We start from the raw sequence: 13,257 nt of genomic DNA, 5'->3' as shown, positions 1-13,257 counted from the left end.
ACTAATAAGGCGCTTTGTGCGTCGTGCTTAATGCTGTTCTTTAATATCTGCATCGTGTACTTTTTTCATGAAAAAATACACAAAGAAGAGGCATAAACTAATAACGACGCCTAAAAATCCAAATGATAAAAATAGTACTGGGTCGCTAAAAAAATCTCTAAAGAATACGTCCATAATGGCCTCCTGATGTCTATGGGTTAATCATAGGCTGGCTTGGCAGGGCTTGATATGATCCAGATCAAGCTATTTAAAAGATTATAAAATGGGCAATGCAGATGTTGATTTTGATCAATAAAGTTAAGTCGATTTTGCACTTTTTAGTAAATTATCTGCGATTTTTTAATCACTTTTATAATAAAGATGGTCAGCAAAGTTCAGCTTTGAATAACCGTTGCTTTGTTTTAGGTTAAATAAAATGGCTCTATTAGCGTTAAGTATTGAATAATTCCTTTTGTGGGGGAAAACGTGGAAATTACTGATTATTCCCACGCTATTTTGGAAAGTATTTTAAATATTATTCACATTGAAGTTTTGCTTGTTCAGCACACCTAGCTTTTGCTTCTTCTTCAGAACTTCCGCCCATACAAAAATCTAAGCGTATTACCTTTTCTTCAGCTTGGTTTGGCTGGCCTGAAACATTTTCCCAGCGCCACGTTTTTATGACCTTTTTAGCAGGTTTGAAAATAACTTTCTTAGGAATAGACGAAACTAATTCTATATCTTGTGATTTACCGTCTTCATCTACGGTCAGCTTAAAGACTCCACAACCAGCTATACCTTTCATAGCTAGATCCATAGGGTATCTAGGAGTGACTTGTTTAGTTCTAACCCATGTAGCAGCAGACTTTTCTGGATCTAGGTGAGTAAGCTTAACGTCAGCATAGTTATTAGCTTGAGCTACAGCAGAAAACTGCAACCCTAATATTGAACTTAATATTGCGATTCTCTTTTTCATTTTTTCCTTCCTTAGTATTTTTATTATCAATATGTAAGTACATATTAATGTAACAAAATCGCCTTCATAATCAAATAAATATAAATCTAGGCAGCGAGGCCATAAGCAAGATTTTCGTCAACTAAGTATGCAAGCCTTACCTCTTTGTACTTATCTTTCTTGCTATCCATCATTCTCATCCAACCTAAGTAATTTGGGAGATATTCTGTGCCAACACCATTAAACCTTCGCATCCAGCCCCGTAAACGGCTCATATAGCCATTTACGTTCTGGATATGGAATTGACCACCTATCACTCGCTCACCTTTACTGACTATCGTGCGATAATGCTGGATATTTTCTTCCTTGGCGAAAGAACGATAGGCGTGTGCGCCATCGCTACAGAGAATACTGTCGTGATTTACTATTGGTCTCATTGCATTGTGAATTTCATCGCTTGAATGTTCTTCAAGTACGAAGTCTGTTAAACCTCCGCTTCTATCTACTACGATCAATACAGGGATTTTATCATCAACAGTACGTCTATCGCCCATGCCACCTCGTTTTCTAGGCTTACGATCATATATTGTTTGGTTGCCTTTAAAGCTCTCCATGAAAAACATTTCATCAGCTTCGATGATTCCCGCTACTTCTGATGGTTTGCGCTGTGCTGGAGCTTTAAGGAATCTGTGTCGCCATCGAAACGCTGTAGTCTCTGCAACTTCTAAGAGTTCCGCAACTCGTCTAATTGGCAAGCCATCTAACATGTACTCTAGGTTCTTTGCCCAGAGTTCACGCTTTCTCAATCGAGCTAGAGGTGTTTTAGTTAGAGCATTAAAAGTTTTTCCACATGAAGAGTTTTTACATTTGAAGCGTTGTAAGCCAGCAGCCATGCCCCATTTGCCAATTTCCTCATTACCACAGTGAGGGCAGATAACATCATCGCCTTTACATTCATTGATCAAGTTATCAGTATCACCACGTTTGAGGTCTTCTACAACGTGATGGTGTAGCAATCGTTTTTGGTTATGTGTTAGCTTAGATAACGATTCAATTATTAGTGTGAATTGATTTTTCTTCAATGTCCCGACCTCTCTCGCTTTGGGACAATTAATTATAGTACAAATTCAGAGATCAACAACTAACGCTAATAGAGCCAAAATATTTTACTTGGGGTTAGCTTTATATGACTCGTTCAGAGCACTTTAAAGAATTTTTACAAAGCATAAGTTTTAGAGAACTGACGCTGAGTATCGATTTACTAGTAAGCGTGTACATATCTTACTTTTATGTAAACAGCCTAATGAATGCGAGTACGCAGCAGCTTAGTTCTGTTTCTTGGTTATCTGGTTTATTGCTACAGGTGTTAATTTATTCTGTGATACTTATAGTATTGAGCTATTTATTACTTTCATTTATCAGTGATAATGAATTAAATCAGCCACCTGATGTGAGAGAAAAGCAAATAAATTTAGTGGGTTATAAATATAAGGCCATAATATTACAGACGGGAATTTGTGTTGCTATTGTTCAGTATCAAATTGAAGCTAATAACTGGGGCCCAGCCATTGAATATAATATTCCATACTTACCAATGCACGTCATGGTAGGTGCTTTTTTGATTGCCGAAATAGTCAACTATATAGCGCAGCTTTATAAAGGTAGAACGGGTAATATTTATGAGTGAGTATGTAATAACTAACTCTATTCGAACATTACGCTTTTTACGCGATGAAATGACGCAAAAGCAATTAGCAGATGCTATTGGTGTAACTCGGCAAACGGTAATGGCAATTGAGGCAAATAAATATTCACCCTCTCTAGAAGTGGCTTTTAAAATTTCTATAGTTTTTAACTTGCCATTAGAAGAGGTGTTTCAATACAAAGCCAAAGATATGCAGCTTGGTTTATAAAACAAACCAAAGTAACCACGTATATTACGAGCTAATATTCATAATATAAGTGATATGATGAAAATAATGGTGAAAAATCATGCCAAATATTTATCGCTGTTATTGGGCGTTGAACAGGCTGTTAAATCCATACTATTAACTACATCAATCAATATTATTTGTTGCTGCTTTTCTAACTTCAACTCGGCGCCGAGAAGTGCTTTTCGAATTGCGGCGTAATCGGTAATCTCGGTTTGAATTGTTTTTAAATAGGCGCGGGTAGTACGTAGAGGCTTTAATACCTGCTGCTCAAATTCACTAATAGATTGTTCAAGCTTGCTCAGCTGTGTTTGGTTAATAGCTAGATTGAGAGAATCTAAGTAATACAGCAACAAGCATAGGTTGACGTTTTTACCTTGCAGGTTTTGGTAATCTAACAGGCGCGCTTGCATGCCATCTTCGCTATAAAGCTGACATGCAAACTGCCAAAAATCGTTGCTGTTAAGCAAGTTCATCGGCGAATGCCTGTTCTTTTTGTTCCATCTCTTCAAGGGCCATTAATAACTCTTCTTCAACATTATTAAGCTTAGGCGTAAGTGTGGCTTGCTTGGTAATTAGCTCTTTGAGCTTAGCTTTATTTTCATCGTTATAAAGTGTGTTATCGCCGAGCGCCTCTTCAACGTCAGCTAATTCTGCAGCAAATTTATCCAATTGTTTTTCAAGCTTTTCAATTTGCTTTTTAAGCGGTTGAATCGCTTTTCTAAACTCGGCCTCTAAGCGCTTTTGCTCTTTTCGGTTTACTTGTGAGTGGGCTTTTGGCTCGTCATCGGTGTCGCTTTTAGCGGCTTCTTTATTAGCATTAAGCAGCCACTGATAATACGCGTCTAGGTCGTAACCAAACTGAGTAACTTCGCCGTTATCAACTAAGTAAAATTCATCAGCGGTGTTTTTAAGCATGTGGCGATCATGCGATACCGTGACCATAGCGCCTTCAAAGCCTTGTAATGCCATAACCAATGCGTGGCGCATTTCTAAATCAAGGTGGTTGGTTGGCTCATCGAGTAACAGTAAGTTTGGCTTTTGATAGACTAACATAGCTAGCACTAAGCGCGCTTTTTCGCCGCCTGAAAAAGGGGCAACAGGGTCGAGTGCTTTATCGCCTACAAAGGCAAAGCCGCCTAAAAAGTCACGCAGTGATTGTTCGCTGGCTTTAGGGTTTAAACGTTGCAGATGAGTGACGGCACTGGCTTTTAAATCAAGTGATTCCAATTGATGCTGCGCAAAGTAGCCAATGTTTAACCCCTGATGCTGAAACACTTCACCTGCTTGAGGTTGTAAGTCACCAGAGAGCAGCTTAATAAGTGTTGATTTACCTGCGCCATTTCTACCAAGCAGCGCGATACGGCTACCTGGCACTAAGTTCAGCTTAATACTGTTTAAAATGGTCACATCACCATAACCGGCTTTAGCTTTGTCGAGTGTCATTAGCGGGTTAGGCAGAGCGGTTGGCTCGGCAAATTCAAAATCAAATGGCGAGTCAGCATGTGCAGGGGCAAGTTTTTCCATGCGTTCTAGCGCTTTAACGCGGCTTTGTGCCTGTTTGGCTTTACTGGCTTTAGCTTTAAAACGAGTAATAAATTGCTCTAAGTGGGCAATTTGATCTTGTTGTTTTTCAAACATGGCTTGTTGCTGTAATAAACGCTCAGCTTTTTGGCGTTCAAACTGCGAGTAATTGCCTTTATATACATTGATAAGTTGTTTATCTATATGCCAAATTTGATCAACCACCGCATCTAAAAACTCTCGGTCATGAGATATCAGTACCAATGTACCAGTGTAGGCACGTAAAAAACGCTCAAGCCAATACACAGCATCTAAATCAAGGTGGTTTGTAGGCTCATCCAGTAACAGCAAGTCGGCATCGCGAATAAGCGCTTGGGCTAAGTTTAAACGCATACGCCAACCACCCGAAAATGCACTTACTGGGTTTTCTATTTGGTTATTAGCAAACCCTAAGCCATGTAATAGCTCTCCTGCCTTGGCTTCTATGCTATAGCCTTTAATATTTTCAAGCTGAATATGCACTTTAGCTTGAGTGTCGCCATCATTGGTTTGCTCAGCTTCACGCAAAGCAATTCGTAGCGCATAATATTCAGGGTGGCCTTGCAGTACGTAATCTATAGCGCTTATTTCAAGGGCGGGGGTTTCTTGTTTTACTGAGGCCAGTGACCAATCTTTAGGAATACTGCAATTACCGCCATCCAACGAAAGCTCAGACTTTAATAAACTAAATAGCGTTGACTTACCACAGCCATTAGCACCAACAAGGCCTACTTTGTGCTCTGGAAATAATGTAGCCGATGCATTTTTTAATAAAGCTTTGCCACCGCGAAGCAGTTCTATTTCTGAGATTTGGATCATAAATACGTTACTTTACTGTGCCTTGATTGAATTGCGGCCATTATAACACGGATCTTATTAGCTATATCAATCGTATCAAGTAGGCAAATATTGCGATAAAATAACGTCAGTCAAAATGGTAGGAAAAACGAAGTGAAACATAAAAAACGATTTATTGCTGGAGCAACGTGTCCTGAGTGTAAAACCATGGATATGTTAATGCTCTACAAAGAGCATGACGTAGAAAAAGTTGAATGTATGCAGTGTGGTCACAAAATGGCTCAACCAGAGCAGGCTGTGCAGGCATCAACACGCCAATTTGAACAGATCATTGGCGTGTTTAATCCAGGCGACTAAACCTAAACAGTTTAGTAATGCGGTGGCGGAGGCTCCGGCATATTCGACATCATAGGTTGCGATGCTTGCGACTCTTTAAGTTTTTCAGCCAGCAATTCGGTTTGGCGCTTTATTTTTGCCAACTGTTGCTGGTGAACTTTTATTTCATCATTCAAAATTTCAATTGTTTCGTCTTGAAAAGCCACTTTAGCCTCAAGTTCCATTAGCCGATGTTCAATTGTGTTCATTTGGTTCTCGTATAATAAAGCGCTCAGCGATTCCGCTCGAGCTTTCAGTTAACAATGATTTACCGTTATCTGTAAATGCCACATCAAGTACCACTGCCGATTTGGGCTTACTGCCTTCTCGCGGAGTGACTTGCCATGTTTGAATTTTTTCACCGCTGGTTAGCTGCCATAAATCAACCCGTTTATTGGGTGAACCGGTTGCTAATAAAGTGCCTTGATCGTTAAAGCGCACTGCGGTAAAAATTTTCTGACGCGCAATATACTTTAGTTTACTAACAAGGTCACCTGTAGTCAGCTTCCATACATTTGCTTGTGCCATACTGTCGGCGGTAAAAGCATAGCGCCCTTGAGGATCTAAAGCGACCTGCGTTACTCGGGTTGGGTGATTAAAGCGATGAACTACTTGCCCACTTTGAGTATCCCATAAGTAGGCAACATAATCGTTAGAGCCGCTTAGTGCATAGCGCCCGTTGGGTGATAGGTCAACGGTATTTACTTTTTCTTGATGGCCTAAAAATTCAATGCGCCTACCTGTGTTAAGGTTTATAAATACCACAACGCCATCGCTGCGCCCGTAAACAACACTTTGGCCTTGGTTGCTAATGGCAATATCGCGAATGCTGGCTTTTTGTATTTTATAAAAGCCTTTATTTTTGCCGGTGGCAATATCCCAGACCGCAAAGGTGGTTTTTTCGGCGGTAACAGCCACGCTATTATCAAAAGCAATGGCTACGGCATAAACTAAGCTATCTTCAGCCTGCTGTTGAAACCATTGGTATTTAAGCGCTTGCTGTTGATTATCCCAAAGGGCGACCCCATGATGGATAGAAGACACTAAGCTGTATTGACCATCGTGCGATAACGCAGATGAAAAGGCGCCCTGTGCAGTGTGCTCAAAACTGGCCACTGCTTGTTGTTTTTCATCACTACATGCAATTGTTAATAAACAGCAAGTGGCGACTAAAAAAGTACGAAATAACGACATATTACAGGTATTTCCTCTTAACTCTTAGTGACTGAGAGGTTAGACTAGGTCTCGTTAAACGCCTAGGTTGTTTGTCTAATCACTGGATATGTTTTTAGTTTAGCTATTAAACAAGCAGCCTACCATGTAGGCCGTTAATCTTTAACTAGTAATATTACAATAAATGGCAACTGCAAAGTGTGTCGGAGATTTAAAATGAGAAAGACGATTAAATTGTCATTGATTGCAGCGTCAGTTTTAGCGCTTACAGCTTGTAATCAAGAAGCAAAAAAAGAGCAAGCAGACGTTAAGCTAGATACTGTAGCACAGCAACAAGCGTACGGTATTGGTGCATCTGTGGGTAACTTTTTAAATAAAGACCTAGCGGATAAAAAAGAAATTGGTATTGAATTAGACCAAGCTTTATTAATGCGAGGCTTTGAAGATGCACTTGCGGGTAATGCAAAAATTGACGAAGAGAAAATTCGTGAAGTACTAACAGCATTAGACGAATCAGTGCGTACTAAACAAGAAGAAAAAGCAAAAGTAGAGTCTGAAAAAAGCAAAGCTGAAGGTGAAAAATACCTAGCTGATAACGCTAAAAAAGAAGGCGTGATGGTTACTGAGTCTGGTTTACAGTACGAAGTAATGAGCGAAGGCGAAGGCGCAAAACCAGTAGCAACTGATGTGGTTAAAGTACATTATAAAGGCACATTGTTAGACGGTACTGAGTTCGATAGCTCTTACTCACGTAACGAGCCGACAACGTTCCCACTAAACCGTGTAATTCCTGGTTGGACTGAAGGTTTACAACTTATGCCTGTAGGGTCTAAGTACAAATTTACTATTCCTTCAGACCTTGCTTACGGCGATCGTGACTTAGGTAAAATTCCTGCTAATTCAACACTCATTTTTGAAGTTGAATTATTAGAAATTCAAAATGATGCAGCAGCTGCCGCTGCAGAATAAGCGTTATAGATAATAAAAAAGGGACCTTAGGTCCCTTTTTTATTACGTTGAATAACTAATTAGTCAGTGTGATTAGAAAATAAGTTATCAATCAGCTCATCTTCAAGTGCAAAGCGCGCTTCGAGTGCTTCACCCATTACTGAAAGATCGTTATCAAAGCCTTCTAGTAAATCTTCAGCGTCTACCTCAGCGTACTTATCGTTGAAATCCAGAGCGATGTCAGTGGTATCTGAAATACGTGGGTATATCGTATTAGCGAGTTGCTGGCTTTCTAGGCCTTTCTTTTCGCAGGCTTTAGCAATATCGTCGTACACTTCAAAGTGGCCGGCAGATAAATAATCCATTAAAATTTGGCAAAATGCCTGAATTTGTGATGGTTCAGGCAAAGACTGATCTTTTTTCTCATAAGGTGAAAAGCCTGCAATTTTACAGTAAAGCACAATCAACTCTTGGCGTTCGTTTAACCAATTATCGATGACCGTATGGCTACCCCCCCACTTTTGTTGAGCTTTTTCTACACGCTTCAGCATAATTCTTCTCCTAAGCTGGGTTGGATTTTTTAAATTAAAAATAAAACTTATGTTATCCAAGATATATTTAATTGGCGTGTATATCAACAAGTAAAATAGATGTAATACCAGAGGGAATTTTGTTTAAGGGTATAAGTTGTAAGTAATTTATTCCAGGCAAGAAAAAACCACCTATTACGGTGGTTTAATTTCTTTATTAGACTTGTTTAAACAAGCATTCTTATTTTTATTAGAGATTTTTATTATTTTTATATTAACAATTTTTGTTATTGTTTTGTTAACGCGGGAGATACAATATCAAGCTTTTTTAGATGTTGCAAATAGTTTAATGAAAAGTTTTTATTGTTAACGTTTGTTTGGTTGTTTTATGTACAAAGTAACATGAAAATTAAAAATTACTTGATCTAGCGCTACTCTGTAGCGATTTAATCGCTTAGCGATAGAGGGGGCGTGAATATGGTGGTACAATCTTGCACAATTTCTAAAAGCCCTAGGACTCTATACGCTATGAGCGAATTAAAAAACGACCGTTATTTACGTGCCCTTGCCAAGCAACCTGTTGATGTCACGCCGGTATGGATGATGCGTCAAGCAGGACGTTATTTACCTGAATACCGTGCTACACGTGCACAAGCGGGCGATTTTATGAGCCTGTGTAGAAATGCTGAGTTAGCCTGTGAAGTAACATTACAGCCTTTGCGCCGTTACCCATTAGATGCAGCTATTTTGTTTAGTGATATTTTAACTATTCCCGATGCAATGGGATTAGGCTTGTACTTCGAAACAGGCGAAGGCCCTAAGTTTGAACGCCCAATTTCGTCACTAGCTGATGTTAAAAAAATTCCTAAACTTGATCCTACCGATGAGCTTGGCTATGTAATGAACGCAGTGAGCACTATTCGTCGTGAACTTAAAGGCGAAGTGCCATTAATTGGTTTTTCTGGTTCGCCTTGGACACTTGCAACTTACATGGTTGAAGGTGGTAGCAGTAAAGTATTTGGTAAAATCAAAAAAATGGCGTTTGCTGAGCCGCAAACACTGCATTTATTACTCGATAAACTAGCTGATTCGGTGATAGATTACTTAAACGCGCAAGTTAAAGCGGGTGCGCAATCGCTAATGGTATTTGACTCATGGGGCGGTGTACTAAGCCCGCGTGATTACAATGAGTTTTCATTGCAATACATGCATAAAATTGTTGATGGCTTAATTCGTGAATACGATGGCCGTAAAGTACCGGTTACTTTATTTACCAAAAATGGTGGTCAGTGGATTGAAGCGATTGCCGCAACGGGCTGTGACGCAGTAGGTTTAGATTGGACTATTAACATTGGTGATGCTAAACGTCGTGTTGGCGATAAAGTTGCACTGCAAGGTAATATGGACCCATCAATGCTTCATGGTACGCCTGATCGTATTCGCCAAGAGGTTGGTACTATTTTAGAAGACTTTGGTACTGGCAATGGCCATGTATTTAATTTAGGCCACGGTATTACACCAGATGTTGACCCAGAAAATGCCGGTGTATTCATTAACGCCGTGCATGAATTAAGTGCGCAATATCATAAATAGTTTCTAAATAACGATGAGTTATTAAAAAAGCCCGCTTGATTCAAGCGGGCTTTTTGTTACCTAGTGCTTAATATTACTTAAACAAGCGATTTAAACCATTTAACGCCGCAACTCGGTAGGCTTCTGCCATCGTTGGGTAGTTAAACGTGGTATTTACAAAGTAGTCGATGGTGTTGCCACCATTTTTTTGTTCCATAATAGCTTGGCCAATATGCACAATTTCAGAGGCACGCTCACCAAAGCAGTGCACGCCGAGTACTTCTTTGGTTTCTGTATGAAATAATATTTTTAAACTGCCCACATCGGTGCCTGCAATTTGCGCGCGGGCTAAATGTTTAAATTGCGCACGTCCCACTTCATACGGTACTTTTGCAGCAGTTAATTGCTGCTCTGTTTTACCGACAGAACTCATTTCAGGAATAGTATAAATACCGGCTGGAATATCAATAATCAGCTTTTCATCACAATTACCACACGCGATGGCATCTGCGGCAATTCGACCTTGATCAAAGGCAGCACTCGCAAGGCTTGGATAGCCAATAACATCACCTACCGCGTATACATTGTCTACTTCTGTTTGGTAGGTTTCGTTTACTTTTATCTGTCCGCGGCTATCTGCTTTTAAGCCAATGGCTTCTAAATTAAGGGTATCAGTGTTACCTGTTCGGCCATTGGCAAATAAAATACAGTCAGCTTTAACACGTTTGCCCGATTTTAAATGCATAACAACGCAGTCATCACGGGTTTCAATGCGATCAAACTCTTCGTTATGACGAATTACAATACCGCTATTCCAAAAGTGATAGCTTAATGCATCAGATATTTCAGCATCCATGAACGCCAATAAGCGATCGCGAGTATTCACTAAGTCGACTTTGGCACCTAGCCCTTTAAAGATAGACGCATATTCACAACCAATTACACCCGCGCCGTATATAAGTACGCGATGCGGGTCGTGTTCAAGGCCTAAAATAGTGTCACTTTCGTAAATTCGTGAGTGGGTGAAATCCACCCCTGGTGGGCGATAAGGTCGTGAGCCGGTAGCAATAACAATCGTTTGTGCAGTAAGGCGCTCAGTAGAACCGTCATTACGTCTAATTTCAATAGTGTGCTTATCAACAAAGCTAGCGTCGCCTTGAAACATATGAATGCGGTTACGATCGTAAAAACTGCTGCGTAAGTTTGACTGCTTTGAAATTACCGAACTGGCATGGCGTAAAATATCAGGAAAGGTAAGTCTTACCGGACGCTCGCCTACGTTAAATAAAGGATTTGCTTTGTATTCAATGTAGCGACTAACAGAATGACGAAGTGCCTTTGAAGGAATGGTACCCCAATGTACACAGCCACCACCCACGGCTGTTTGGCGTTCAATAACCGCTACTTTTTTGTTACTTTTAGAGAGGTTCATAGCGGTCCCTTCACCGCCAGGACCCGTGCCAATAATGATTGCATCATATTGGTATGTCACGGGTACTTTTTTCTTTTCTGGTTGTTTGGCCACAGCCACTCCTATTTTAACTAAAAGAGGCTTTTAATAACCTCGCATTAAGTGCTAGCCATGCCTGTTTTTGTGTTTCCCAGGCGGCCTCAAGCTCGTGATATTGTGCCATTAATGCCGACTTTTCACACTGCTTTGCCATATTATTTTTTTTAGCTTCCAACACTTGTTTTTGTAATGAGCAATAATTTTGCAGTTTTTTAAGCAACAAATCGTACTCTTGTTGTAATAATGTAAGCTTATCTTGCGCTAAAGGCAATTTTGCGAGGCGACCTTGTGTTTTGCTCATCAAGGTTTCTGCTTTAGCTTTTTCTATGCGCTCAACCGGTGTGCGCTTTAATTTACTCGCTAAACCAAGTGCAGCTAACGAGCGGATCATCCATTTAGTTGGGTCGTAATGAAACCACTTAATGCCGTTGCGGTAATCGCTAGCAAAAATATGATGAAAGTTATGATAACCCTCGCCATAAGTAAATAAGGCTAAAAAGCCGTTATCGCGTGCGGTATTTTTTTCTGTGTAAGGGCGAGAACCCCAAATGTGCGCAACAGAGTTAATAAAAAAGGTAAAATGCTGGCTCAGTACTAAACGAAGTAGTCCCGTTAGTAATAACATGCCCCACACATCACCTAACATTAAACCTAATACCAGTGGTAAACCAACATTCATGGCAACTACCAGCTTTAAGTAATGTTTATGTTGCCACATCACTATTTTATTGCGTTGTAGGTCGCGGCAATTGCTGTAATCACCGTAGCTATCGCCTTGGTAGTCGCGCAGCATCCAGCCTATGTGACTATACCAAAAGCCGTTGGTAGCGGCATAAGGGTCTTTTACAGGGTCATCAACTTGACCGTGGTGAATACGATGATCGCTGCTCCAATGCAGCGCACTGTTTTGCAAAGCAAACGCGCCGCCTAAGGCAAAAATAAATTCAACGACCGGGTGTGCGTTGTAGGTTTTGTGCGCCCATAAACGATGGTAACCCGCAGTGATCGATAATCCAGCAAAAAACATGCAAGCTACAAAAGCAGCCCATTGTGTGCCTGTAAAGCCATAGTTAAACCCATACCAAGGTACAAGTGTAACAGCAGCCAAAAACGTCAGGCTAAAGAACAGGACGTTGGTCCATATAAGTGGTGGTTTTTTCATCTTTCTCATTTCTCAGCGTACAACTGTACGCTAAAATAATATTTCAATCTGCTGCCGTCAAGTATTAGACTGTACTATTAGCTATTTTTTTAATTAAAAATTTATTACAAATTCATTCAGGGAGCTGTTGATGTCGGGCGTTAGAGCACAACAGAAACAAAAAACACGACAAGCATTAATTGAAGCTGCTTTTAATCAGCTTAGTGCTGATCATAGCTTTTCAAATTTGAGCTTGCGTGAAGTAGCGCGCGAAGCGGGTATTGCGCCCACCTCTTTTTACCGTCACTTTAAAGATATGAACGAGCTAGGTTTAACCATGGTTGATGAAGCGGGTTTAACGCTGCGTCAGCTGATGCGTCAAGCTCGTAGGCGAATAGCCAGTGGCGGCAGTGTAATAAATACGTCTGTGGTTACTTTTATGGAGTTTATTGATAACTCTAGTAATCAATTTAGGTTATTGCTGCGTGAGCGCTCGGGTACCTCAAAAGCATTTAGAGCGGCTGTAGCACGTGAAGTGAAACACTTTATTTTAGAGCTTGCTCATTATTTAGAAAGTGAAACGCCCTGTGATGCGATTCATGCGTATATTCAGGCAGAGGCTATGGTTACGTTGGTATTTAATGCTGGCGCCGAAGCGCTAGATATTGAAGGTCAGCAACGCGATGAATTAATTGAGCGAGTTATTTGGCAGTTACGCTATATTACTCGTGGTGCGTCAAATTACGTACGCGCAGAAAAGAAAGAGTAAATATTAAAAAAAG

At 40.3% G+C, this 13,257-nt stretch carries 15 protein-coding genes; 6 read left to right on the top strand and 9 right to left on the bottom strand.

Going from position 1 to position 13,257, the window contains the following annotated elements:
• Positions 1-514: 514 nt before the first annotated feature.
• Together PSM_RS14700 and PSM_RS14695 are read right to left on the bottom strand one after the other, a co-directional pair.
• Positions 515-955 (bottom strand): energy transducer TonB, encoded by a 441-nt coding sequence (locus PSM_RS14700; RefSeq protein WP_013466174.1) that lies wholly within the window; start codon positions 953-955, stop codon positions 515-517.
• A gap of 86 nt (positions 956-1,041) precedes the next feature.
• On the bottom strand, positions 1,042-2,016 hold the full coding sequence (locus PSM_RS14695; RefSeq protein ID WP_013466173.1) for an IS1595-like element ISPesp2 family transposase: 975 nt from the start codon (positions 2,014-2,016) through the stop codon (positions 1,042-1,044).
• Positions 2,017-2,120: 104 nt separating this feature from the next.
• Here PSM_RS14695 and PSM_RS14690 point away from each other — a divergent pair, with 104 nt between their 5' ends.
• Together PSM_RS14690 and PSM_RS14685 are read left to right on the top strand one after the other, a co-directional pair.
• Positions 2,121-2,621 (top strand): hypothetical protein, encoded by a 501-nt coding sequence (locus PSM_RS14690; RefSeq protein ID WP_013466172.1) that lies wholly within the window; start codon positions 2,121-2,123, stop codon positions 2,619-2,621.
• Positions 2,614-2,847: a helix-turn-helix transcriptional regulator gene (locus PSM_RS14685; RefSeq protein ID WP_013466171.1), complete on the top strand. Its 234-nt coding sequence runs from the start codon at positions 2,614-2,616 to the stop codon at positions 2,845-2,847. Before PSM_RS14690 ends, PSM_RS14685 begins: the two co-directional genes overlap by 8 nt.
• 77 nt (positions 2,848-2,924) lie before the next feature.
• On the opposite strand, the gene PSM_RS14680 is transcribed toward PSM_RS14685, so the two are convergent.
• On the bottom strand, positions 2,925-3,341 hold the full coding sequence (locus PSM_RS14680) for a TIGR02444 family protein (RefSeq protein WP_013466170.1): 417 nt from the start codon (positions 3,339-3,341) through the stop codon (positions 2,925-2,927).
• Positions 3,328-5,247: an ATP-binding cassette domain-containing protein gene (locus PSM_RS14675; protein WP_013466169.1), complete on the bottom strand. Its 1,920-nt coding sequence runs from the start codon at positions 5,245-5,247 to the stop codon at positions 3,328-3,330. The genes PSM_RS14680 and PSM_RS14675 overlap by 14 nt, the downstream gene beginning before the upstream one ends.
• A gap of 132 nt (positions 5,248-5,379) precedes the next feature.
• Here PSM_RS14675 and PSM_RS14670 point away from each other — a divergent pair, with 132 nt between their 5' ends.
• Positions 5,380-5,583, top strand: a complete 204-nt coding sequence (locus PSM_RS14670) for a YheV family putative zinc ribbon protein (protein ID WP_008114218.1) — start codon at positions 5,380-5,382, stop codon at positions 5,581-5,583.
• An 11-nt stretch (positions 5,584-5,594) separates the two neighbouring features.
• On the opposite strand, the gene PSM_RS14665 is transcribed toward PSM_RS14670, so the two are convergent.
• The gene (locus PSM_RS14665; RefSeq protein ID WP_013466167.1) at positions 5,595-5,810 is read right to left on the bottom strand and encodes a SlyX family protein; all 216 of its coding nucleotides are present in this window, start codon (positions 5,808-5,810) and stop codon (positions 5,595-5,597) included.
• Positions 5,797-6,795 carry a WD40 repeat domain-containing protein gene (locus PSM_RS14660; protein ID WP_013466166.1) on the bottom strand — a complete coding sequence of 333 codons (999 nt, stop codon included), beginning with the start codon at positions 6,793-6,795 and terminating at the stop codon, positions 5,797-5,799. The genes PSM_RS14665 and PSM_RS14660 overlap by 14 nt, the downstream gene beginning before the upstream one ends.
• Positions 6,796-6,990: 195 nt before the next feature.
• Here PSM_RS14660 and fkpA point away from each other — a divergent pair, with 195 nt between their 5' ends.
• The gene (gene fkpA, locus PSM_RS14655) at positions 6,991-7,743 is read left to right on the top strand and encodes an FKBP-type peptidyl-prolyl cis-trans isomerase (protein ID WP_013466165.1); all 753 of its coding nucleotides are present in this window, start codon (positions 6,991-6,993) and stop codon (positions 7,741-7,743) included.
• A gap of 59 nt (positions 7,744-7,802) precedes the next feature.
• Here fkpA and PSM_RS14650 read toward each other — a convergent pair whose 3' ends face one another.
• Positions 7,803-8,273, bottom strand: a complete 471-nt coding sequence (locus PSM_RS14650; protein ID WP_013466164.1) for an Rsd/AlgQ family anti-sigma factor — start codon at positions 8,271-8,273, stop codon at positions 7,803-7,805.
• A gap of 507 nt (positions 8,274-8,780) precedes the next feature.
• Here PSM_RS14650 and hemE point away from each other — a divergent pair.
• Complete coding sequence (hemE, locus tag PSM_RS14645) at positions 8,781-9,845, top strand: uroporphyrinogen decarboxylase (RefSeq protein WP_013466162.1); 1,065 nt, start codon at positions 8,781-8,783, stop codon at positions 9,843-9,845.
• 73 nt (positions 9,846-9,918) lie between these two features.
• On the opposite strand, the gene sthA is transcribed toward hemE, so the two are convergent.
• Together sthA and PSM_RS14635 are read right to left on the bottom strand one after the other, a co-directional pair.
• The gene (gene sthA, locus PSM_RS14640) at positions 9,919-11,349 is read right to left on the bottom strand and encodes a Si-specific NAD(P)(+) transhydrogenase (protein ID WP_016900074.1); all 1,431 of its coding nucleotides are present in this window, start codon (positions 11,347-11,349) and stop codon (positions 9,919-9,921) included.
• 13 nt (positions 11,350-11,362) lie between these two features.
• Positions 11,363-12,496, bottom strand: coding sequence for an acyl-CoA desaturase (locus tag PSM_RS14635; protein ID WP_013466160.1), 1,134 nt, complete (start codon positions 12,494-12,496; stop codon positions 11,363-11,365).
• Positions 12,497-12,626: 130 nt separating this feature from the next.
• On the opposite strand from PSM_RS14635, the gene fabR reads away from it, so the two are divergent.
• On the top strand, positions 12,627-13,244 hold the full coding sequence (gene fabR / locus PSM_RS14630; RefSeq protein WP_013466159.1) for an HTH-type transcriptional repressor FabR: 618 nt from the start codon (positions 12,627-12,629) through the stop codon (positions 13,242-13,244).
• Positions 13,245-13,257 lie beyond the last annotated feature (13 nt).

Source organism: Pseudoalteromonas sp. SM9913, from assembly GCF_000184065.1.
GTDB lineage: Bacteria > Pseudomonadota > Gammaproteobacteria > Enterobacterales > Alteromonadaceae > Pseudoalteromonas > Pseudoalteromonas tetraodonis.
This window is presented reverse-complemented; position numbering and strand designations above follow the sequence as displayed.